Origin of the sequence: Flavobacterium ginsengisoli (assembly GCF_029625315.1) — a bacterium.
GTDB lineage: Bacteria > Bacteroidota > Bacteroidia > Flavobacteriales > Flavobacteriaceae > Flavobacterium > Flavobacterium ginsengisoli.
In genome coordinates, this window is record NZ_CP121110.1 from 2527803 (window position 1) to 2550896 (window position 23094).

At 31.8% G+C, this 23094-nt stretch carries 24 protein-coding genes, 2 tRNA genes and 2 pseudogenes; 13 read left to right on the top strand and 15 right to left on the bottom strand.

Translation table 11 applies throughout. The features are described 5' to 3' along the window. Positions 1–2 precede the first annotated feature (2 nt). Complete coding sequence (locus tag P5P87_RS11735) at positions 3–1469, bottom strand: glycoside hydrolase family 130 protein (protein ID WP_278022662.1); 1467 nt, start codon at positions 1467–1469, stop codon at positions 3–5. Between the two features lie 187 nt (positions 1470–1656). Between P5P87_RS11735 and P5P87_RS11740 the strand changes: the two genes are divergently transcribed. After that, entirely contained in the window at positions 1657–2196 is a 540-nt protein-coding gene (locus P5P87_RS11740) for a helix-turn-helix transcriptional regulator (RefSeq protein ID WP_198857596.1), read from the top strand. Between the two features lie 88 nt (positions 2197–2284). Beyond that, complete coding sequence (locus P5P87_RS11745; protein WP_278022663.1) at positions 2285–3223, top strand: hypothetical protein; 939 nt, start codon at positions 2285–2287, stop codon at positions 3221–3223. A gap of 28 nt (positions 3224–3251) precedes the next feature. On the opposite strand, the gene P5P87_RS11750 is transcribed toward P5P87_RS11745, so the two are convergent. Further along, on the bottom strand, positions 3252–3494 hold the full coding sequence (locus tag P5P87_RS11750) for a hypothetical protein (protein ID WP_198857598.1): 243 nt from the start codon (positions 3492–3494) through the stop codon (positions 3252–3254). A gap of 399 nt (positions 3495–3893) precedes the next feature. Between P5P87_RS11750 and P5P87_RS11755 the strand changes: the two genes are divergently transcribed. Continuing rightward, on the top strand, positions 3894–4442 hold the full coding sequence (locus tag P5P87_RS11755) for a DUF4494 domain-containing protein (protein WP_278022664.1): 549 nt from the start codon (positions 3894–3896) through the stop codon (positions 4440–4442). A 66-nt stretch (positions 4443–4508) separates the two neighbouring features. On the opposite strand, the gene P5P87_RS11760 is transcribed toward P5P87_RS11755, so the two are convergent. Further along, positions 4509–4928, bottom strand: coding sequence for a hypothetical protein (locus P5P87_RS11760; RefSeq protein ID WP_198857600.1), 420 nt, complete (start codon positions 4926–4928; stop codon positions 4509–4511). A gap of 230 nt (positions 4929–5158) precedes the next feature. On the opposite strand from P5P87_RS11760, the pseudogene P5P87_RS11765 reads away from it, so the two are divergent. The 4 genes and pseudogenes from P5P87_RS11765 to P5P87_RS11780 all read left to right on the top strand — a co-directional run bounded on the left by P5P87_RS11765 (position 5159) and on the right by P5P87_RS11780 (position 7662). Next, a pseudogene (locus tag P5P87_RS11765) lies at positions 5159–6692 on the top strand (glycosyltransferase family 39 protein). Then, positions 6685–7209, top strand: a complete 525-nt coding sequence (locus tag P5P87_RS11770; RefSeq protein WP_278022665.1) for a DUF4269 domain-containing protein — start codon at positions 6685–6687, stop codon at positions 7207–7209. The pseudogene P5P87_RS11765 and the gene P5P87_RS11770 overlap by 8 nt, the downstream one beginning before the upstream one ends. A 91-nt stretch (positions 7210–7300) precedes the next feature. Beyond that, a tRNA-Met gene (locus P5P87_RS11775) sits at positions 7301–7373 on the top strand. Positions 7374–7431: 58 nt separating this feature from the next. Beyond that, positions 7432–7662 carry a GIY-YIG nuclease family protein gene (locus tag P5P87_RS11780; protein ID WP_278022666.1) on the top strand — a complete coding sequence of 77 codons (231 nt, stop codon included), beginning with the start codon at positions 7432–7434 and terminating at the stop codon, positions 7660–7662. Here the strand turns inward: P5P87_RS11780 and P5P87_RS11785 are convergent. From P5P87_RS11785 to P5P87_RS11820, 8 genes are all read right to left on the bottom strand, one after another. Beyond that, a complete protein-coding gene (locus tag P5P87_RS11785; RefSeq protein WP_278022667.1) occupies positions 7633–8271 on the bottom strand; it encodes a hypothetical protein in 639 nt (212 codons plus the stop codon). The two genes, P5P87_RS11780 and P5P87_RS11785, sit on opposite strands and share 30 nt — an antisense overlap. A gap of 308 nt (positions 8272–8579) precedes the next feature. Then, complete coding sequence (locus P5P87_RS11790) at positions 8580–8849, bottom strand: hypothetical protein (protein ID WP_278022668.1); 270 nt, start codon at positions 8847–8849, stop codon at positions 8580–8582. 168 nt (positions 8850–9017) lie between these two features. After that, positions 9018–10406, bottom strand: a complete 1389-nt coding sequence (locus P5P87_RS11795) for a serine hydrolase (protein ID WP_278022669.1) — start codon at positions 10404–10406, stop codon at positions 9018–9020. Positions 10407–10845: 439 nt separating this feature from the next. Beyond that, positions 10846–11100: a hypothetical protein gene (locus P5P87_RS11800; RefSeq protein WP_278022670.1), complete on the bottom strand. Its 255-nt coding sequence runs from the start codon at positions 11098–11100 to the stop codon at positions 10846–10848. A 38-nt stretch (positions 11101–11138) separates the two neighbouring features. Continuing rightward, positions 11139–11519: a nuclear transport factor 2 family protein gene (locus P5P87_RS11805; protein ID WP_278022671.1), complete on the bottom strand. Its 381-nt coding sequence runs from the start codon at positions 11517–11519 to the stop codon at positions 11139–11141. Between the two features lie 93 nt (positions 11520–11612). After that, complete coding sequence (locus P5P87_RS11810) at positions 11613–12413, bottom strand: SDR family NAD(P)-dependent oxidoreductase (RefSeq protein ID WP_278022672.1); 801 nt, start codon at positions 12411–12413, stop codon at positions 11613–11615. A gap of 167 nt (positions 12414–12580) precedes the next feature. Further along, positions 12581–13078: a CAP domain-containing protein gene (locus tag P5P87_RS11815; protein WP_198854298.1), complete on the bottom strand. Its 498-nt coding sequence runs from the start codon at positions 13076–13078 to the stop codon at positions 12581–12583. A 252-nt stretch (positions 13079–13330) separates the two neighbouring features. Beyond that, a complete protein-coding gene (locus P5P87_RS11820) occupies positions 13331–13636 on the bottom strand; it encodes a hypothetical protein (RefSeq protein WP_278022673.1) in 306 nt (101 codons plus the stop codon). A 397-nt stretch (positions 13637–14033) separates the two neighbouring features. Here P5P87_RS11820 and P5P87_RS11825 point away from each other — a divergent pair. From P5P87_RS11825 to P5P87_RS11835, 3 genes are all read left to right on the top strand, one after another. Beyond that, positions 14034–14105: transfer RNA gene (locus P5P87_RS11825), tRNA-Glu, on the top strand. A 228-nt stretch (positions 14106–14333) separates the two neighbouring features. Continuing rightward, positions 14334–15320: a PQQ-binding-like beta-propeller repeat protein gene (locus P5P87_RS11830; protein WP_278022674.1), complete on the top strand. Its 987-nt coding sequence runs from the start codon at positions 14334–14336 to the stop codon at positions 15318–15320. Between the two features lie 17 nt (positions 15321–15337). Next, positions 15338–15532, top strand: coding sequence for a hypothetical protein (locus tag P5P87_RS11835; protein ID WP_278022675.1), 195 nt, complete (start codon positions 15338–15340; stop codon positions 15530–15532). 108 nt (positions 15533–15640) lie between these two features. Here P5P87_RS11835 and P5P87_RS11840 read toward each other — a convergent pair whose 3' ends face one another. Next, positions 15641–15946, bottom strand: a complete 306-nt coding sequence (locus tag P5P87_RS11840) for a hypothetical protein (RefSeq protein WP_278022676.1) — start codon at positions 15944–15946, stop codon at positions 15641–15643. Between the two features lie 234 nt (positions 15947–16180). Then, positions 16181–17023: a leucine-rich repeat domain-containing protein gene (locus P5P87_RS11845; protein ID WP_198854302.1), complete on the bottom strand. Its 843-nt coding sequence runs from the start codon at positions 17021–17023 to the stop codon at positions 16181–16183. 195 nt (positions 17024–17218) lie between these two features. On the opposite strand from P5P87_RS11845, the gene P5P87_RS11850 reads away from it, so the two are divergent. Beyond that, positions 17219–17692, top strand: a complete 474-nt coding sequence (locus P5P87_RS11850) for a DUF1761 domain-containing protein (protein ID WP_278022677.1) — start codon at positions 17219–17221, stop codon at positions 17690–17692. A 119-nt stretch (positions 17693–17811) separates the two neighbouring features. After that, positions 17812–18957: a peptidogalycan biosysnthesis protein gene (locus P5P87_RS11855; RefSeq protein ID WP_278022678.1), complete on the top strand. Its 1146-nt coding sequence runs from the start codon at positions 17812–17814 to the stop codon at positions 18955–18957. A gap of 13 nt (positions 18958–18970) precedes the next feature. Here the strand turns inward: P5P87_RS11855 and P5P87_RS11860 are convergent, their stop codons facing one another. Next, positions 18971–19840, bottom strand: coding sequence for a diacylglycerol/lipid kinase family protein (locus P5P87_RS11860; protein ID WP_198854305.1), 870 nt, complete (start codon positions 19838–19840; stop codon positions 18971–18973). 61 nt (positions 19841–19901) lie between these two features. Here P5P87_RS11860 and P5P87_RS11865 point away from each other — a divergent pair. Then, positions 19902–20865 (top strand): annotated as a pseudogene (locus P5P87_RS11865) (App1 family protein). A 261-nt stretch (positions 20866–21126) separates the two neighbouring features. Here the strand turns inward: P5P87_RS11865 and P5P87_RS11870 are convergent. Further along, positions 21127–23046, bottom strand: a complete 1920-nt coding sequence (locus tag P5P87_RS11870) for an ABC-F family ATP-binding cassette domain-containing protein (RefSeq protein ID WP_278022679.1) — start codon at positions 23044–23046, stop codon at positions 21127–21129. Between the last annotated feature and the right edge of the window lie 48 nt (positions 23047–23094).

Consider the following 23094-nt stretch of genomic DNA (forward strand, 5'->3'; position numbering starts at 1 on the left):
TTTTACTTGCTTTTCTTAAGTGCGTCCAGCAACTCTACCATATCTACCACAGCATAAGTAGAACAATAGTCAGATACGGCATAAGGCAAGATTAAACTATTGTTATGAATAATTGCCCCGCAAGAATACACTACATTTGGCACATAACCTTCTCGTTCATCTTCTAAAGGAGAAAGCAACGGTTCTGTAAGTCTTCCTATTTCTTTTGAAGGATCATCAAGATCAAATAGCGAAGCTCCAATACAATAACGTCGCATAGTACCAACTCCATGTGTAATAACAAGCCAGCCTTCTTCGGTCCATAATGGCGAACCGCAATTTCCTATTTGAGTAAGTTCCCAAGTAAATTTAGGCTTTTGCAAAAGAACAGGTGTGTTCCATTGTGTTACTCGATCAGAATACATAATATAATTATTCACACCATCAATTCTCGCCAGCATGGCATACTTGCCTTTTATTTTTCGAGGAAATAGAGCTAGATTTTTGTTTTGTGCACCTTCTCCATGAAGCGGCATAACTCTAAAACTATAAAAATCTTCAGTAGAAATTAACTTCGGCAAAATTGTATGTCCGTTATAAGCTGTATATGTTGCCATAACTCTAACAGAGCCATTATCATCAGTAAAACGAACAAAACGCGCATCCTCTATTCCGCGACTTTCAGAATCAGAAATTGGAAAAATGACACGCTCTGTAATATCAGAATCGTGTTTGAACTGCAAATCGTAGAAAGAATTTGCCAACCACAAAATTTCTTCCAGTGCAACTTTTCTTTCTTCACGAATTAAAGGATCTTTTAAAGCCTCAATCAACATATTTTTAAGAACAGCAAATTCAAATTCTTCAGGAAGATCCTGCATAATCTGAGCAATATATTTATCAGTTGTATGCATCTCATACAGCTTGGTCAAAAATCGTTCTTTATTAAACAATGTTTTATGCTCAATTTCTGCTTGATCAATATGATTTCCTATTTTCATGATATGCAGATTATTGTCACGATCTAAAATTGCTCTTCTAAAAACAATCGACGAAATATGACCTTCACCAGTTGCCCGAAATGAAATAATAACGCGTTTTTCTCCAACTTCAAGTCCCGTCTGGTCAAAATCTTCAACAATAGAAGGATTAAAAATCGCGACCGATTCTATCGCATATTCCATCGTGCAATAAGAGCCAATCAGCATTTTTCGGTCTAGAGACATCGCTTCATAATCAATTTGCATTGCTTCGATTATTGGTCGTATTCTTTCGCAATGTCTAAAAAATACTGCCGAAATATTTCGGTGTCTTCTAGCAAATTCACGAAGCGTCTGCTCCAAAGTCTGCAAAACTTGTTTTTCGTCTAGCATCATTATCCGAAGTACCATTTGCTGGGTTCTTTCTTGCCCATTCATAAAATATCGGGCAACAACTCTTTTGGAATCTGGTAATAATTTTATATTTTTTCGAACAACGGATACTCGCATAATTAGTTTTTTTAAGGCAACAACTCTTAGGAATTATTTATAACACAACAAGTTACTAAAATTTGTTAAAGAAAAAAACTTAATTTTTTATTAAAACTTCGAATTAGCCTATAATTTCAGGTTTGTTCACACGGCTTTGATCAAAAGTTTTTTTCATAATTTCGTCTCAGACCACTAACACAAAACAATGAAGAATAAAGTTAAATTTTTGAGGGAAGAAAAAAACATGACTCAAAATGAACTTGCCGAAAAATCTGGCCTTTCTCTACGAACGATTCAGAGAATTGAAGCTGGAAGTATTCTTAAAGGTTTTACATTAAAAACTATTGCCGAAGCTTTAGAAACCGATCTTGAAAACCTCATTTTTAAAAAGGAAAATATTCAAATCGAAAGAGCAAAACTTATTAATCTTTCTGTTTTATCTGGACTTATAATTCCGTTTGGAAGCGTTATTTTTCCTTTAATATTATCTTATAAAACCAAAGATGCTACAAACAAAGAATTAGGAAAACAAATTGTAAGCCTTCAAATTATTTTAAGCCTTTTACTTTCCGTTTTAATGATTGCAAGTCCGTTTATTCAAAAGTCTTTTGTTCTAAAATTTCCGCTTTTCATTATTCCTTTAATTGCAATTCTTAGTCTAAAACTTCTTATTGTTATTCTAAACGGAATTAGTTTAAACCAAAAACAAGATTTAGCTATAAAACTGAAAAACAACTTTTTATAATTAAAGTCATAAAAATGACGTAAAACTGTCGTATTGTTTTTGCACGAAAATCGGAATCTAAACCCGAATCTTGCAGGAAAAAATGACCATGAAATTATTTAAGAAAATTGCCGTTGTATTTCTCGCCAGTATCGTTTTATTCTTATTTGGAGGATATTTATATTTCCGACACAAATTCAATCCGCCTGAGAATTATTTGAAGGTTTCTGGAATTGCCGAAAACATTCCAGTTAAATGGATTTCTAGCAATGAAAACCCCCATTCTGCTTTGCTTTTGCCAATAAAAATTGACGGAATCAATCAAACCTTTTTTATGCAGTTTGATTCGGGTTCAGCGACAACGGTTTTCTACAAAAAATCATTAGAGTCGATTGCTAAAAAGTTTCAAAATCAGCTAAAAATTGATACTAAAAAGAATGAAATTTCAAGTTCTTTTTCAATCGGAAATATGAAAATTGTTTCCAATACTTTTGAAGTTTTGAATTATGGAGAAGAAATCAGTTTTGACAATCCAAATGCTGAAAATAGTATTGGAACAATTGGAACCGATTTATTAGAAAAACGAGTTACGGTTTTAGATTTCAAAAACAATCAATGTTCATTTATAGAGAAAATTCAAGAAAATGATTTTTCTGATTTTGAATTCAAAAAACGCAAAATTTTAATCCCTTCGATTATAGAAAATGAAAATCTAAAACTATTATACGATTCTGGAACAAGCGGTTACGAACTGATAACTACAAAAGAAATTTGGCGACAATACAGACTTAAAAACAGCGCAGTAAAAACCGAAAAAGGGAATTCTTGGGGAAATACATTGTATGTTTATTCTGCTTCCGCGAAAAAGAAAATACAATTTGATAAATTGACTTTGAACCTTTCTGAAGTTACATATATAGAAGGCACTTCAGACCTTCAAAAATTCTTAATGAAGCGTTCTGGAATGCAGGGAATGATTGGCAACAAACTTTTCCTCAATCACAAACTTATTTTGGATTGTAAAAACGAAAAATTTAGATTAGAATAAAAGTAAAATTTTGCAATACTAAACTGTTTTAAGAATTGATTTTAATGATGTTTTTAACATTCTCAATAAAACTTTCGGTGTCTTTAATTTCTTGTTTTATCAGCTGGTGATGTTCAGCCAAATTGTGCTGTTCCATCATATCCTTTTTCAGATATTTAATCATCGATTCTAGACTTCTCACATCGTTTTGATCTTGTCTTTTTAATTCGCGTTGTTTGCTTTCTAGATATTTTAAAGTCTCTTTTAACTTTTGAACGTTTAATTTCCCCAACCTATTATTTTTAATAATTTATAAAAAAACAATAGCCAAAAATGCGGTAAGATTCAATATGCTCCAAAAACCAATACCATTCGAATTTACCTCATTCTTAGCCATTGTTACCGATATCTACGTGCAAATTGATTTTTTGGATTTCAGTTTTTTCAGTTTTTTTAAATAATTCTTTTCTAACAAAATAAATATCTGTTTTTCAATACTTTAATCAAGAAAATAGAAGAAAGAAAAATTTTATTTTTTGTAATGAAGACAAATTGTTTATCAAAAACACAACTTTCAGAGCATCAAAAAGTTACCTAAAATCAGCTAAAATTGTGAATATCTATTTAAAGTTTTAACTGTTTATTTTGCAGTATAATCTATCTTTGACATCCTTAAAAATTAAATAAAGAGATGAGCGCAATTTGGTACGAATGCAAAGTAAAATATAGAAAAACAGATGAAACTGGAGGACAAAAAGTTTTAACCGAGCCTTATTTGGTTGATGCTTTGTCTTATACGGAAGCTGAAAAAAGAATGACTGAAGAAATGGTCGCGTACACTAGCGAAGAATTTAAAATCACAGCTATTAAAGTGGCAAATTATGCCGAAATTCATCCTTTTGAAAATGCAGACAGATGGTTTAAATCTAAAATCACTTTAATTGCTTACGATGAAGAAAGTGGAAAAGAAAGAAAAACAAGCATGTATATGCTGGTTCAAGCAAATGATGTTCGCGAAGCTTATGACAACACACTTCATATAATGAAAAATACAATGGGAGAATATTCTATTCCTGCTATTTCAGAAACGGCAATTATGGATGTTTTTCCTTATTTCAGCGGTGAAGAGGGCGAAACAGAAATGTTGGAAAGATTTAATACTTTAAAAGCTTCTAAACCAGAAAAACCAGAAGCAGAAATGATTGACCATATGGAATTTGAAACTGCTGTCGAGGAATAATATCCTAAAAAACATAAAAACGAAAAGCTTCAGAATAATCTGAAGCTTTTTTTATTTTGGCCAATTTTAATAAAGCATTTTTGCCAATGGTGTTACTGCCGAAGCTGATTTGGGCAATAAAGCTGTTAAGGCATCAAATTGTGTCGGACTAATATTTTTTTTCATTTTGGATATAAAAGACTCTCTAGTGGTGGTCATTTTAGAAGTATAACTTGCTTTGTCTGTAGCCATTGCAGGCAAAATATTCTTCTTTTTATTTAGAGTTTCATTTACCAATGAATTTACAACCGGTTTTTGAGCATCGGTTAATTTCAATTTTGGAGAAAGTACTCCCATAACCTGATTCGCGATACTAGCAACATCAAAAGCGGGTACTGCCGTTGTCGATGCTTTACTGGCCGCTTTTGTAACGTCTCCTATGCTTTGTGCATTTGCAAGTGAAATTGTCCCTAAAAAGACAACTAAAATCAATAATTTCTTTTTCATGGTATTTGCTTTTAAAGTTATTTGCTTGATACTAAAGGTAATAAAAATGTTAGTCCAATTCACATTTTAAAACCTTAAACACTTAAATATCTGAACTTTAAACCATTTAATCCCGAAATATTTCAGATGTTCAAAAATCAAAATAAGTCCTATCTTAGCTACAGAATCATGCGTTGATTTAAAACCAATTGCAACCTAAAAGTCAAACAAACCTAAAAGCCAAAATCTACATGACCAAAAAAAACCTGATTTTATTCGGATTTATAATTCTAAAATTCATTCTGCAATATGTCTTAATCAGTCCCGAATATGATTTGCAGCGCGACGAATATCTACATCTGGATCAAGCAAATCATCTGGCTTGGGGTTATTTATCTGTTCCTCCGGTTACGTCTTGGTTTTCGTATACTATTCTTTTGCTTGGAAATTCGGTTTTCTGGGTAAAGTTCTTCCCTGCTCTATTTGGTGCTTTAACGCTTTTAATTGTCTGGAAAACTATTGAACTTCTCAAAGGCAATCTTTACGCTTTAATACTCGGAGCTTTGTGTGTTTTGCTTTCATGTCTACTGCGTTTAAACATGCTCTATCAGCCAAACTCGCTCGATATTTTATGTTGGACCGCACTTTATTATGCTTTAATTCAATATCTGACTTCAGAAAATACAAAATGGCTTTATTTTGGCAGCTGTAATTTTCGCTTTTGGTTTCTTGAATAAGTACAATATCGTGTTTTTATTACTCGGATTAGTTCCTGCTATTTTGCTTTCTAAACAAAGAAAAATACTAGCAAAAAAAGAATTCTATTTTGCTCTAATTTTAGGATTGGTTTTAATTCTACCCAATTTGTATTGGCAATACAGCAATCATTTTCCAATTGTGCATCACATGAAAGAATTGGCGAAAACGCAATTGGTAAATGTAGATTTAGGTGATTTTCTAAAAGAACAAATTCTATTTTTTGTTGGCGGATTATTTGTGATTCTAGCTGGACTTTATGCGGTTTTATTCTATCAGCCTTTCAGAAAATATCAGCTCTTTTTTGCATCATTTGTTTTCACACTTTTAATTTTTATTTACTTCAAAGCAAAAGCCTATTACGTGATTGGATTATATCCTATTTATCTTGCTTTTGGAGCCGCTTATATTTCAGAAATGATAAATAACGGATGGAAACGTTTTTTAAAACCTATTTTCATTCTGATTCCGCTATTGCTTTTTATTCCCATTTATCATGTTGCTTTTCCAAATAAAAGTCCAGAATATATGGTTGCACATTCAGAACCGTACAAAAAACTGGGACTGCTTCGTTGGGAAGACGGAAAAGATCATCATCTTCCTCAGGATTTTGCCGATATGCTAGGTTGGAAAGAATTGGCTAGAAAAACAGATTCGCTTTATGCCTTGCTCCCAAATCAAAAAGAAACTATTGTACTTTGCGATAATTACGGACAAGCCGGAGCGATTAATTATTATTCTAAAAAAGGAATTAAAGCTGTTTCTTTCAATGCCGATTATCTAAATTGGTTTGATCTTAGCATTAAGTATAAAAATCTCATTCGTGTTAAAGATTTTGAAGAAAACGAGAAAGAAATGAAAGAAACAAGTCCGTATTTTGAGTCTGCTGTTATTGGCGGTCAAGTCACAAATCAATACGCTAGAGGATATGGCGCTACAATTTTTGTTTTCAGGAATGCAAAAGTCGATATCAATAAGAGATTAGAGCAAGAAATCAACGAAGAGAAAAACAAGATTATAAATGATTAATTTCAAGGATTTATCTTATTTGCAAACCGGAAATACTAAACAGCAAGCTGCATTTACTGTTTTAACCCAATATAGAGTTCTAGAAAATCTTGTCGCATTTGATCCTATTTTGGTTGGCACGATTCCGATAAATATTGATATCGAAAACAGTGATTTGGATATTATCTGTTACTGGAAAAACAAATCTAATTTTATTGATAAGGTAAAAAAACTGTTTGAAAAAGAAGATCGTTTTACCATTCGAGAAGACCTCATTAATGATCAAGAATCTGTTATTGCAAATTTCTTTATTGATGCTTTTGAAATCGAAATCTTTGGACAAAATATACCAACCGAACATCAAAATGGCTATAAACATATGGTAATCGAGCACCAAATTTTAAGCTCAAAAGACGAAAACTTCAGATTGGAGATCATAAAACTAAAAGAAAGTGGCATAAAAACCGAACCTGCATTTGGCTTGCTATTAGGCTTAGAAGGAAACGTTTACAAAGAATTATTGAAATATAAAGTATAAGAAAAAACATTGTTTTTAAAAATTATAAAAAATAAAGTACTAAAATTATTTGCATAACCGCATTTAGTGTGTATCTTTGCACCCGAAACATCGCGGGATAGAGCAGTAGGCAGCTCGTCGGGCTCATAACCCGAAGGTCACAGGTTCGAGTCCTGTTCCCGCTACTAAGAAAAACACCACTTATTACAAGTGGTGTTTTTTTGTTTATAGCATTTTGTAATTATGGATGAATTTGTTGTCTACATTCTTTATTCTGAAAAATTCAAGAAAACTTATACTGGATTTACTTCCAATTTAATTGAAAGATTTAAATCTCATAATTTTCTTGAAACGAAAGGTTATACTCCAAAATATAGACCTTGGGCAGTAATTTATGTTGAGTTTTTTAATTCAAAATCTGAAGCTATGAAAAGAGAAAAATATCTACAACCAATATTCCAATTTTTTTTCTGAGTAGTAAGGCCCATAAAAAATTTGAACTTCTCTTTTTCCTGCTTTCGGAATCAAAAATGAGATTTTTATTTTTCCAGTTCGATTATCAATCAAGGTTAAGATTTTTACATATTTTTCAAGTATTACCCCTTCTTTTTGAGCCATTTTTATTATTTTCCTTGACTTTCGTATTGTTCTTTTAGTAGGTGAACAACCAAAAACTGCTTTATATTTTCTTGGTTGAATAGAGTCCAAAACCTTTTTATTGAGAACAGGTTCTATAAAATTTTCGTAATCGTTAAAGCTTACCCCAATTTCTCTATTATCATTTTCGTAAGAATAGATATGATCATTATCAAAAAGAAAATCTTCATAAATTCCATATTTTCTTTCTAAGAAATTATATCCCTCAACTATTAAAATTGTCGAACCTGTTGTGTCAATTCGCTTTTGTGTTTGATACTCTTCTCTTTTTGAAATTAACAATTTGAAACACTTTATTTGTTCTGGTTCTAACTCGTTTTTTATTGAGTCTAAAGCTTTAATTGCAACTTCATTCCAACTGCTTTTCTTTTGTGCAAAAGATAGAATCGAAATTAGTAACATTAATATTGGCATGCTTTTTCTCATATTACTATGCTTTTATCTGATTCTTTGTAAGAAATACTCCCCCTGCTAGCGCGAGCGTCCTACTCATGCTAAAATTTTTTTTATAACCAAACTTAGGTTCACGAGCATGAAGCTCGCACCAGCAGGGACCTAAAATTTGTTCAATTTCAAAAGCTTAGAATTTCAAAATCTGATATCACTAACTTTGAAACACTACCTAAAATTTCATGTACCCTGTCTTAAAAAATAGACCGTCAGCCCAAAAAAAACTGTTGAAAACAATGAATATAATTTGTACACAAGAAGCGAGAACATTGGCTTTTTTGTTTTTAGACCCTCCTTTTTTTAATATCCAATTTTGAATACCATAAAAAATTAAATGCCAGCAAACCTAAGCAGCCTGCTATCATAGCATATAAATAATATATCAATTCCAAATCAAGCAGTTTGCATATCAAACATAAAACAGTATTCAAATTCACAGACTGCACAAATGACACATGCATAAATATATCCACTACCGGATCTTTTTCATACTTCTTTAATTGATTATATCTAGAAACTGCATAACCAAGCCAAAATTCTTTATAAGCATTCATTCCGCAAATTGTTTTAAAAATATTTATTGTTCCAATACCCCCTGCTAGCGCGAGCGTCCTGTTCGTGCTAATTTTTTTTTATAACCAAACTTAGGTTCACGAGCATGAAGCTCGCACCAGCAGGGAGCCACAAATTGCAAATCTGCGTATATTGGAGTTATCGGATTTTTATTTCATCCGTTTTGCTTCTATCTTTTTTCCATTCTGTAATAAAAATAAATTTGAAATTTCTCCTTTTTCGTTCTTTTCAAACTGAATTTGTGCATCTACTACTTTGTAGAAAAATAACATTTCACTTTCTACAAATATTCGGAACGCATCTTGTCCTGTCAATTGTGAAAATAGTTGGTCTTTATCTAATGAAATTTTGATTTCAAAATCTTTTTCGACTTCATAAGTCCCAACAAACTTTTGAAGTTCTTCAGTTGTAATACTAATTTCTTTTCTGATTTTTTGCACAGGCAATGGTTTATTATATAAAATATTTCTAATTGCTTTAGAAGGAATTGTAACGTTGCTGTGATTTTGAAGTATTATTATTGTTTTATCATTTGTAAGATGTCTATCGATAAAAGTTACATAACCTGGCCAACCCCCATCATGGTTTGCAATTTTTCCAAAATCAGCATTTTCTTCAATGCCCCAACCAAAACCATAATTCCTTTTAGCTCCGTCTTTCAAAGTTGTTAATTCAAAAACTGCTTTCATTCCCTCTTTTGTGAGTAATTTATTGGTATATAATGCTCGATCCCAAATCAGTAAATCGTTTACAGTTGAATTGACTGTTCCGTCTCCAACAATACCATCAAGCCAAATAACCATTTTAGTCTCTTTCAATTCGTCTGGTAAAACATATTTTTTCAAACTATCTGAGTAAACATAACCAAAAGCATAATTGTCAATTTTCTTTGGCGATAATCTACGATTGTAAACAAAGGTATTTTTCATTTTCAACGGTTGGAAAATATCTGTTTTTAGATAGTCAGCGTATGTCATACCTGATGCTTTCTCAATTATTGATGCCAATAGTGCATAGCCCGTATTGCTATATTCCCATTTAGTATTTGCCTCAAATAATATTTTTGGCTGATGTTTACTAAATATATCAATTATGTCTTTGTTCGTGGCAATTTTAGATTTATCAAATAGACTATCCATAAGCTGCATATAGTCTGGCAGACCTCCAGTATGGTTCAATAAGTTTCTTACAGTTACACCTTTATAAAAAGAAAGTTCGGGTAAGTATTTTTTGATGTCATCGTCCAAATTCAACTTCCCTCTTTCTTTAAGTATCATTATCCCCATAGCTGTGAACTGCTTTGAACAAGATGCCAATTCAAAAATCGAATTTTCGTTCAATTTTTCTTTTGTTGTTTCGTTTGCAAGTCCAAAACTATGTTTATAAATAACTTTCCCTTTTTCTGCAATTAGAAAATTTCCATTGATTTTCTCTTTTGAATAAAGCGAATTGAGCAAACTGTCAATTTTTTGAATTCTGTCTTGTCCAAATGTAAGATGCGCAATTAAAAGAAGTCCAATTGTAATTGTTAATTTCATTTTTTATTTTTTTGTTAATTAATGTAGGTGAGATGTCTCGCAAAATTGCCACCAACTTATTTACATGTGTGACAAAACCACACATAGCCATCCAAATTTGGATAGCTATGTGTGATAAATTTCATACATTATTTATCTCTCAAATATATATTTTTTTCACTACAAACTGTTAAAAGGACACTAAATTTGATTGAGGCTTTTAAGCACTTAATATCAGTGGTTATACAAACAAAAAGCATAGAAAAAATTAAGAAGCACATGCTAAAATATTGTAATAATCCAGGATGATCTGGTTAGCTATTTGAATGCTTCATTCAAAAAATAAAAAAGCTTCAGATTTCTCTGAAGCTTTTTTATTTTTTGAAACTTTTCCCGAAGCTTATATTGTTTTGTTCATGGGTGGGACGCTTGCGTTAGTGAGGAACAGAAGAAGGATGCCTCAATTACAATTTTTTATTTCAATCTTATAATCCAATGTATTAATTTGTTCAATAAAATATTTTATCGAATTTTCTTTATCCATTCCACTAAAGCAGTATTCTACAAATCCTTTCACAAAATCTTCGCCAATAGCTTGCAAAATTATCAATTTCGGATTAGTCGTTGCTTCTTCCATTAATTTACAGAAAACCGTTGATTCTTCATCTGTCATTTTTTTGTCAAAATAAATTTCATAATTGAATGTAGTACTCATAAAATTGCGGTTAATTTTATTATTAAAGCAATACCAAATTACGATTTTATTTCGAGTTCTGTTTCGGTATGCATCACACATGCCCATTTGTTGTTTTCTTTAACCCAAGTCGAAGTGCAGACACACTTTATAGGCGCTTTTTGACTTTGATCTACTATCTCAAAATCGAGACGATATCCTATTACAGCAGTATTTTCGGCAATTAGTTTTTCTTTTACATCATAGATGTTCAGCACTTTTATTTTATTAGTCTGCCCAGAGTCGAACATATTTTTGAACTCAATCTCACTGATGCTCTGAATACCATTTTTTCCGGCAACTATGCAAGGAAAAAATGTCAAATTTCTTACTGTTTCATAATCATTATTTTCAACTCCGTTCCAGTATTTTTTTTCCAATTCTATAATTTGACCTTCCATATCATCTTGTTATTAATTAGACATTTCACAAATTTCACATTAATATTGAAATAAAGTCGCTCTTTTAACATAGATTTAATTTAAGCTTTTTAATCATAAATCAGGCTTTGGACCTTTTGAAATTATAGATCTCATCACTCCAGGAAACCATCTTTGCAACCAAACAGCAAGTTTGCCATGATCTGTGAAAATGTAATTTCTCTTTCGTTTTAAAATAGCTTGCACCATTACTTTTGCGACTTTATCGGTAGGCCACATTAAACTTGACGGCCGTAAATCTTGCTGTTCAGGATGCCAGACTCCGTCATTGTCAATTCGCGCAATTTCCGAAACCACAAATCCGGGATGCACTGTGGTACAAGTAACGCCTGTTCCCATTAATTCAACCTGTAAAGTCTGTCCAATAGAGTTTACAGCAGCTTTCGAAGCTCCGTATGCACCAACATTAGGATTAGGAAGATAAGCACTTACACTTCCAACTAAACCAATTCGTCCTTTGCTTTTCTTTAAATGTGGCAGTGCATATTTTACCGTTAAGGCCAAACCTGTAACATTGCCTTGCAATTGTCTGTTCCAATCTTTAGCCGTTAAGTTTTCGATGCTACCAAAAACACCAAAACCAGCATTGGCTATAGCTACATCCAAACGCCCCCATTCTTTAATGATTTGCTGGACTCCATTTTCAATAGAGGTTTCTTCCATTATGTCACACGGAATTACTAATGCTTGTCCGCCAGAATCTCTAATTGTGTCGGCAACTTTATCCAATAATTCTTTACGTCTTGACGAAAGAACAACTTTATATCCTAATCTGCTCCATTCAAAAGCCATTGATTTTCCAATGCCAGATGAAGCGCCTGTTATCCATATTACTTCTTCTTTCGCTTTTGTCATTTTACAATGTTTACCCTAAAGATATAACTTATTCATTATAAACCACATAATAACAAAAAAACAAGAATTTCTTATTCTTACGTTCACGAATAGTGTCTAACTTTTTTGGGACAGTCTGGAGACGCTTACGCAGCTTTTCAGTTGGATGCATTAGAAAGCATAAGCTTCTAAATTTTTGCAAAAATACTAGTGTAATATTTTTTACCATCAGGACTTATCCTCATCGAAATACCAAAATAATTAAAATCTCCCTCAATAATTTTTTTATGTTCTGGACTATTTAACCATCCATTTAAAACACCTTCTGGAGACTGATAATTGTATCCAACATTTTCGCCTACATTTTTTGCTCCCAATACTTTTCTTATATTTTCAGATCGACTTACAAAATCATTATGGCTTACCAAATTGCTTTCGATCATATTATTATCATGTTCTTCAGCCTTGAAAGAAAGATAATCTTTTACTTGTATAGAATCCAATCCTCTTGACATCCTATAATCATTTATTAATTTCATCGTTTCCAATTCTACAGCACTATAAGTATAGTTCGCCATAATTTCATCTTTATAATTCGTTTGCATCCCTTCAGAGGAATCAGCAGAACAAGCATTTATAATCAAGACAAATGCTATCAATAATCCTTTTTGCAATGTTTTTTTCATTTTTGCCTCATATTGCTTATGTTGTAAAACAGAAGCCTCGTTTTTAAATTTTATGGTGCAAATTTCAGATTATAAAAAGCAACAAAAACCCTGTAAAAGCTTAAAAAACAACACAATAAGACTTAAAAAACACAACAAATCAACTATAAATGAAGCACTTAGAAACTAAAAAGCGCAAAGTCGGAGACATTTGCGCAACTTCTCAGTTTAGCTCTCGAAAATGCAAGTTTTAATCCTTTATAGAAACTTTTCTCATCTCAGAACTAACCTATACAATTCATCTAACAATTCCATTTCATCACTTGTAAGCATTTGCAAAGCAATTTCAAGCAAAAGCAATACATCCATTCCTGTTGAAGATGGATCATCTTTTAATGCACAAATACTTGTTTTTAATAAAGAGGCAATTATAAGATTCAATTCGCTATACGAAGCAATTTTCAACGACAAATTAAACTGATTGTCACTTTTGGGATCTGGTTCTAGCTTTTTGAAATAATTAATTTTATTCATTAATACTACAAAATCTTCTATTATTTCTTTTTGTTGTAATTTCATAATCATACTTTTTTCTATTAGACAAATTTATAAGTGTGCAAATAAAAAATAAGGAACGTATTTATCCAGTCAAATACGTCTGTTAAAAATTAGGAAGACAATTATTCCCCTATTTGAACTCTAAATTTTGACAGAATTATAGAGAGATTATTCTTTCAAAAACAAAATTATTCAATATTTAGAAAAAATATTTTTCCTTAAAGAGTTAAACATTTTACCCACATAATCTCACAACAACTTTTTATTAATCAAACAAATACAAATACACTAACTCGACTAACACACCAATATTGATTGCCTAAAATGCTTTTTCATCAAAAAAAAAATAAAAATTTTTCTCAAAATCCTTTGTACATCTCAAAAATAGTTGCACTTTTGCACCCGCAATAACAAAGCAGGTCCGTTCGTCTATCGGTTAGGACGCCAGGTTTTCATCCTGGTAAGGGGGGTTCGATTCCCCCACGGACTACTTACTAAGTCAAAAGCTTCAGAGAAATCTGGAGCTTTTTTTGTTTATATTTACTCCGTTAAATGTTTGAGTTTTTAAAAAAACTATTGAGGCGCACAAAACCTACAAATTAGCCATAAATAGAAATGCAAAAACAGCAAACACAATAACAAAGCAAACAAGAAGTTATGAATGAAGTAATTTCAGATTATAAGAAACAATCAAAAAAAAATCAACCCAAATCTTAAAATGAAACACAAACTAGTAGCCCTTTTATTTGTATTCGCCTTTGCAAATATATCTGCACAAGCACCCGCCAGTAAAACCAATTATACCAACAGCAAATTACCTGCAGAAGAAGCTGTTACTAACAAGTCTCTAAAACCACTAAAAAAAATCTCTTTAGACGATACTTCTATTTTAATTTACGACTACGACGGTTCTCTTTTTTCATGGGATCTGGAAGTTGAAAGTATTGTTTGGACCGTAAAAGCTTCGGATGCTAATTCTGAAATGTGTGCCAATAAAATAACGATACAAGACGGAGTTGTATATATTCCGTTTGTTAATGGCGAAATTTATGCTGTAGATAACGGAACGGGCGCTATTTTTTGGAAATCAAGATTAGGCAACATCAAAGATCAGATTGTTCTAAAAGATCAAACTCCAATTATTGCTAACGGAAAATTATTTATAACTGCTCAAAATCAAAATCAGAGCAGTAATTTATACGCTTTAGACTTAAAAGATGGAAGCTTGGCTTGGAACTACAAATTAGACACGCCAAACAACGACATAGAGCCATTATTTTTCGATAATAAGATTTTTACCCAAAGCGGAAACAATGTGTATTGTTTTGAAGCCAATACAGGCAAATTGCTAAACCAAAAAAGTTTTGACGAAACTATGACTGGAAAACCCGTCACTGATGGAGAAAGTGTTTTTATAGCTGGCGACAAAAATTGGCTCTACGCATTAAAACCAAATAGCTTGGATGTTTTATGGCAATTTAAAATAGACGAAAACCAAAACAACGTTAAAGAACGCATAGTTTGCCACGACAAAAAACTATATTTTGCAGGGCAAGGCCCAGAAGTTTCCTCTATTTATGCTGTTGATTCTAAAACAGGAACTCAGCTTTGGAAAACAAATTTTAAGGGCGACAATGTTGAATATATAGTTAAAGAAGTTGATAACCTTTGGGGATACACGCAAAAAAAGAAACTTTTGAATTAGACTTATCAAACGGCGAAATGGCTTTTGAAGAAAAGCTAACTACACTGCCTATTTCAAATATTGAATTTCCAAATGATGACAACTTGCTTTATTACTATTGCGACGCAGGATTAATTCAGTTCGATTTAAAAGAAAAAGACGAAAATGTATATTATATGCGCACCTCAATTACAGACAATCCTTATAGCGCTTATTTAAAGATAATTCGATAATAAAAAAAGAAGCTTTTTCAAATGAAAAAGCTTCTTTTTTTATTTGATTGCAACAAATAAAAAAGACCATTATAAATGGTCTTTTTACTATCTTATTTTTGAGAAAAATTATGCTCTAAACAAAGCATATTTATTGTAGCTATACAAAACTTTATCATAAGGAACATAAAGCGAAACTATCTTCTCTGTTGACTCGTCAAATTGGATTCCGTTGTGTTTTCTAAACAAATAAATTTCTTTCAAACAATTAGAAAGGCTTTGGTGGATTTCGCTTGTAAATGTTGGCAATTTTTTATCTCCTACCAAAAGATCGATCTGGTAGTTTGAACTGCTTTTTGACAAGTTGTTACCAATAATTCTAATTGTAAAAGTTGTTGGTTTTCCGTATTGTTCTCCCTGATATTGTAGCGTCATGATTTCTTTTTATTAAATGATTAGTACTACCGCCAATTACTTGGCTTTTGGTTCTCTAGATACTTTTATTAAAGTTATAAAAATTTAAGACAAACATAAAAAATCCTTTCTAAATTATATGTTATTTTTTCAAGAAACCTTAAAGTCTAAAAAAACGAAAACCGTAAGGAATTACGGTTTTAATAATTAACTAAATGTAAAATTCATTCATAAGCATCGATTGGTTTTGGTAAACTATTGTAATTTATTTTCTTGGTTTATTTCTAATAAAAATGGATTTCCGTTCTCATCCATCATTGTCATATTCAACACATCTAATAGTGCTATTTTTTTTGAAACTTCGCCCGTAAACTTATTGTACGAAAGATTCAATTCTTTCAGATTGGCAAGCTTTTCAATTTCTATCGGAATCGCTCCTGTAAAATCATTATCAAACAAACTGAAATTCTGCAGCGCATTCAAATTCATGATTTCATTGGTCAAACTTCCTGAAAGCTTATTATTATTCAAAAGCAACACTTTTAATCCAGAAATTTTATAAATCGAAACAGGCAGTTTTCCGTTAATTTCGTTATTAAAAACGGCTAAAATTTCGAGCTTATTCAACTTTCCAATTTCTGACGGAAGCTCTCCTGAAATAGCATTCATAAAAAGCTCCAAGTCTTTCAATTTGGCTAATTGACAAATTGAAGCCGGAATTACGCCAGACAATTTATTATTAGCAATATTGAGCAATTCTAATTCTTTCAAATTAAAAACCGAAGGAGACAAACTCCCTTCAATTTTATTCTTCTCCAGATTTAGCGATTCTAAATTTACAAGATCGTAAAAAGCTTCGGGCAATTCGCCTTGCAGATTATTATCTGCTAAATTAAGTGCCACTACTTTTCCATTTTGAGTTTTAACCCCATACCAAGTAGAAACTGGCAGATTTAAATCCCACTTTGTTTTCCACTGCAAACCATTTGTTGCGTGATATAATTTTATAAGCGCTTCTTTTTCTTTATCCGAAATGGTATCTGCCAAAACACTTAGCGAAAAAGCAAACACTAAAGAAAATGTAATTAAAATTTTCATAACAGATTTGGGATTTGTTACAATCGTAAAATTATATAATTCATAGCTATAATACGCTAAATATCGACAAACTGTTAATAAAAAAATAATTAGTAAGATTTAAACTACTTTATAATATTTCATAAAATCTGCGTTTATTTTAACTACATTTGACTAACTAATTCTAAAAACCTCATATTATGCAAATTAACTTCGTTGCCTTATTTATTGCGAGCAATTGTAACACTAGTAACTGGTTTTATCTGGTACAGCCCAAAAGTATTCGGAACAATCTGGATGAAGGAAAACAATCTTACCCAAGAGGAATTAAGAAAAGGAAATATGCTTAAAATCTTCGGATTGACTTACCTCTTTTCTTTAATGATTACAATGACTTTAATGTCGCTAACCATCCATCAATCTGGCGCAATCGGAATGGTTGGCGGACCACCATTAATGGATAGTGCAAAACCTTCATTTGCAGCTTTTATGGCAGATTACGGAATGGCTTACAGAACTTTCAAACATGGCGCTCTTCATGGTTTTATGTCTGGATTGTTTTTTGCGTTTCCGCTAATTGGAATTAATGGTTTATTCGAAAGAAAATCTTGGAAATATATTTTCATTCATGCTGGATACTGGATGCTTACCCTAACTCTTATGGGAGGAATTATCTGCGGATTTGCTTAAATAAAAAATACTAAAACCCGTTTGAAAAGATAACTCAAACGGGTTTTTCTCAAATAATAGCTCAAACTCCGTTAGTTATTGCAAATATTATCTAATTTTGAAGAAATTAGCTCACTCTTTTGAATACAACATATTCTTTCCAGATTTATAAAAGCGCATCGTTATTGCCTTTAGAATGGAACTCGCTAGCAACAAACAACATTTTTTTGACACGAGAATATCTCGAAGTACTGGAAAATTCTTCTCCGGTAAATATGACTTGTCATTTTATTGGACTTTTTGAAGAAGAAAAATTAATCGGAATTGTTTTAACGCAGTTTTTATTTGCAGAAAAACTCGAGTCTTTTGGCGAACGCGACAAATGCTTAAAAACCTCTGTTCGTAATTTTGCTTTAAAGAATTTTGCTTCGCACGTTTTATTTGTCGGAAACAACATGCTTACTGGCCAGAATGCTTTTATTTTTGATAAAACAATCAAAGAATCAAAAGCAATTAAAACACTTCATAAAGCGATTAATCAGCTTAAAAAGGAGTTAAAAGAAAGCGGAAAAAAAGTTCATATTACAAGCATAAAAGATTTTACAGCAAAAGAAATCGAACCGCTTCAAGCTGAATTCAAAAACAATTATACGTTTTCTACACAGCCGAATATGGTTTTCGAAATCAACAAAAACTGGAAAACAGAACAAGATTATATTGATGCTTTATCTAAAAAATATCGTGATCAGTACAAACGCGCTCGAAAAAAATCGGAAGGAATTGTAAAACAGCAAATGTCTCTTTCTGACATTAAACAATACGAAGATGTAATTTACGATTTGTATTTTCATGTTGCAAAAAATGCTCCTTTCAATACTTTTTTTCTGGCTCGAAATCATTTTAGTTTTTTTAAAGAAATTATGGGAGAAAACTTTCTTCTTTATGGTTATTTCATAGACAAAAAGCTAATCGGTTTCAACACTTTAATCAAAAACGGCGATGTAATGGATACGTATTTTTTAGGTTATGATGAAAGTGTTCAGCGTGAAAAAATGCTGTACTTAAACATGCTTTATGACATGATTGCTTATTCTATCAAGAAAGGATTCAAAGAAATTGTTTTTGCTAGAACCGCACTAGAAATCAAAAGCTCTGTTGGTGCCAAACCTGTAAAGATGTATGGTTTAATTACACATAGCAATGCTTTGATTAATCATAACATTTCTAGATTTTTTAATTATCTAGAACCTAAAACAGAATGGCAGGAACGTAATCCTTTTAAATAAAATTCGAACAAAATTAAGGAACTGCAATTTTCATTTGCTTGTGCAGAATATCAATTTTTAAAGAAGTCTGCGCTCCGCAATATTCTCCATCGATTTGAAAATTAACAGGATAATCTGTTTTTATTTCTGCTTTATCGGTCGAAATAATCACAATATCATCAGAATCAATTGGCATATTTCCAGTTATAATTTTTCCAATTAAAAGCAAATCAAGACTTTTCAAAATCACCAATTCAAACTTTCCATCATTCATAGCTCCATTTGGATTAATAATGACTCCGGTTCCATATTTCTGCGAATTAGCAATTACAATCATTCTTGCAACATGCTGAACTGTTTTATTGTTTGCTGAAATTGTTGCTACAAATGGCTCTTCTGATTCTTTTAGCGTTGTAAAAGCTTGCAATGCATAACCCCAAAATCCTCGAACATCACTCTGTTCGTAATTTTTAACCAGATTTGCATTTAACCCAAGATCACTCAAATGGATACTTTTTTTACCGTTGATGCAAATCATATCCATTTCGATATAATGATGCAAAAACGCTATTTTAAGGTTCTCTTCTATTCCATTAGGAAGATTTAAGTCAACAGAAAGTCCATTTGCCGAGCCTGCAGGCAAAATCCCGATTATAACATCTTGCTCTTCCATTGCTTCGGCAACCATTTTTATAGTTCCATCGCCTCCAGCAACAATAATTCGCTCTGGCCGAGATTCATCGTATAAAGATTGTATTGTTTTTAAATCGTTATTTCCAGTTGTTTCATACACTTTCAGATCAAAATGATGTATTACGGCAAAGGTTTCTACAGCATCAATCAAATCCGATTTATCCAAGTCTCCAGAAATAGGATTTACAACAAACAGTATATTCTTTTTCAAAATTTTATTTTTAAAACCAATTAAATTGAGTAATTTACAGTTACATAAATATACGTAATTAATGAAACCAATTCTACAATTATATCGTGGTTATGCAAATGAGCAAGAGTTAATTGTAATGGGACACGTTTTAAAGAGAGAGCATAAATACAATTTTGAAAAAAAGAAAATTAAAAAATGCTACCTCTGTCCTTAAATTATTCAGAATAAAAACCATTAAAAATTTTGATGTTTATCTTCACTATAATAATGAAATAATTCATACCAAAACATTAGATGATGGTTTTTTTAATTTTTGCATTCCGCTAGAAAAAGAAACTCATTTTGGATGGATGCCTTATGAGGTAAGCTTGAAATACAAAGACGAGACCGTTGTATGCAAAGGCACTTTCATAAGACCTCACAAAGGAAAACTAGGAATTATATCTGACATTGATGATACTTTTCTGATTTCACACACAAATAACTTTTTTCGAAAACTTTATATTTTATTATTTAGAAATGTAAATGACCGCAAAGTTTTTAAAGATGTCGTAGCTCATTATCAAGCTTTAAGTTCTGCTGGAAGAGACAATCTAGAAGAAGTAAATGCCTTTTTCTTCATCTCTAGCAGCGAATGGAATTTATATCGATTTATTGCCAAATTCACTAAAATAAATCATTTGCCAAAAGCAGTTTTTCTTTTAAAAGATATTAAAAGAGGAATCACCGATTTCTTTATGAGCGGAAGAGGAAATCATGATCATAAATTCGAAAAAATCAAACATGTAGTAGAATTCTATCCTACTCTAAAATACGTTTTAATGGGAGATGATTCTCAGCACGACCCAATGCTTTATGAAAGAATCTGTAAAATATTTCCCGTTACAGTTGTTGCCGTTTATATTAGACAAACTGGCAAAGCTCAGAAAAATGAAGTAAAAAAAATCCTGAAAAATCTAGAGAGCCTGAATGTTTCTGTTTGTTATTTTAAAGAAAGCGACAAAGCAATTGAACACTCTCGATCTATTGGAATTATTAAGTAGTTTGTTTCAAGTTTCAAGTTTCAAGTTTCAAGTTTCAAGTTTCAAGTTTTAAACTGAATGAATGTTTTAACGCCAAGTTTTTTTGATCTCTAAGCTTTTATAAAAACGCAAAGTTCGCAAAGCTGTCTATCGATAAAGCTTTGCGAACTTTGTACATTGTAAATGCAAACTATAAAAACTTAGCGTGCTTTGTGTTAAGAATTACTCGTCAAGACAAAACTTGAAGCCTGCAATTTAAAACAAAAAAACTATGCATTAAAACTATGCATTAAAACTATCAATCTCTTCCGAAACAACTTCCCAGTCAATTAACAATTGTTCTAAATCTTGTTTCTTTTTATTGTAAGCTGTAAAAAATGAAGCATCTTCGATGTGTTTATCATAATTAGTTTCTAGCATTTTATCGTCATGCTGAATTTGTTTTTCTAATTGCTGAATCTGGCTTTCAATTTTACTTAACCTGTTCTGAAGTGCTTTCCCTTTTTTCTGATCTTCATAAGATACTTTTGCAACTTCTTTTTCTTTTGGAGCTTCTTTTTTTATAACATCTTTTTTCTCCACCTCACGCATATTTTCAAGATTGTACGCTTCTAAAAAGAAATTGATGTCACCAAGATATTCTTTAATTTTTTGATCTTTAAATTCGTAAACGATGTTAGACATTCCTTGAAGAAAATCCCTATCGTGAGAAACCAACAATAAAGTTCCACCGAATTTTTGAAGCGCCGCTTTCAAAACGTTTTTAGATTTAATATCTAAGTGGTTTGTAGGCTCATCCATTAGCAACACATTGATTGGTTGCAACAACAACTTGCAAAGTGCCAAACGGTTACGTTCGCCTCCAGAAAGCACTTTTACTTTTTTCTCAACATCATCTCCACGAAAAAGGAAAGAACCTAACATATCACGCACTTTCATACGGTTTGTATCTGTTGCCGCATCTTCCATTGTTTGAAGCAAAGTAATTTCTCCATCTAAATATTCAGCTTGATTTTGAGCAAAATATCCTAATTGTACATTATGTCCTAATTTAATGTTTCCTTGGTACTCAAACTCGTTTACAAGCGCTTTGATGAAAGTCGATTTTCCTTGTCCGTTTTGTCCAACAAAAGCGATTTTACTTCCTCTTTCAACTAATAAACTGATATCTTTTAAAATCGTTTTGTCTCCGTATGCTTTTGTCACATGTTCAGCTTCAATAACTACTTTTCCAGGTTCTTTAGAAACAGGAAAAGAAATATTCATAACTGAATTGTCATCTTCGTCAACTTCGATTCTTTCTACTTTATCTAACTTTTTAATCAGCGATTGCGCCATTGAAGCTTTTGAAGCTTTTGCACGGAATTTCTCGATTAATTTTTCGGTCTCTTCAATTTTTTTCTGCTGATTCTTTTGAGTTGCTAATTGCTTTTCGCGAATTTCGTGACGTAACTCTAAATATTGAGAATATGGCTTATTAAAATCGTATGCTTTTCCTAAAGAGATTTCGATTGTTCTATTGGTAACATTATCCAAGAACATTTTATCGTGCGATACGATTACCACAACTCCAGGATAATTGCGAAGGAAATTCTCTAACCAGATGATACTTTCGATATCTAAGTGGTTGGTTGGCTCATCCAGAAGCAATACATCGTTCGACTGTAACAATAATTTAGCTAATTCTATACGCATTCTCCATCCTCCAGAAAATGTTTCAGTTTGGTTATTAAAAACCTCCCTTTTAAAACCAAGACCTAAAAGGATTTTCTCTGTATCACCAACATAATTGTACCCTCCAAGAAGATCGAAACGATGTGTGTAATCAGACAAATCTTCTATAATCTGCCCATATTCTTCACTTTCATAATCGGTTCTTGTAACCAATTGATGATTGATTTCTTCAAGCTTTTTCTCTACAATTTTAATTTCTGTAAAAGCTTCATATGCTTCTTCTAAAACGGTTCTTCCTTGTTCAAAATCAATATCCTGACGAAGAAATCCCATTTTAATATCTTTCTCTTGAGAAATAACTCCTGAGTCTGGTTTAAAATCTCCTGCCAACATTTTTAGCATTGTAGACTTACCTGCTCCGTTTTTACCAACAAGACCTACACGGTCGCCAGCGCCTAAACGAAAAGTAACTTCTTCAAATAAATAGGTTCCTCCAAAAGAAACAGAAAGATTGTGTATATTAAGCATAATGTATTGCTGTAAGTAAAGGCTAAAAAACCTTTTATATTCATTAAA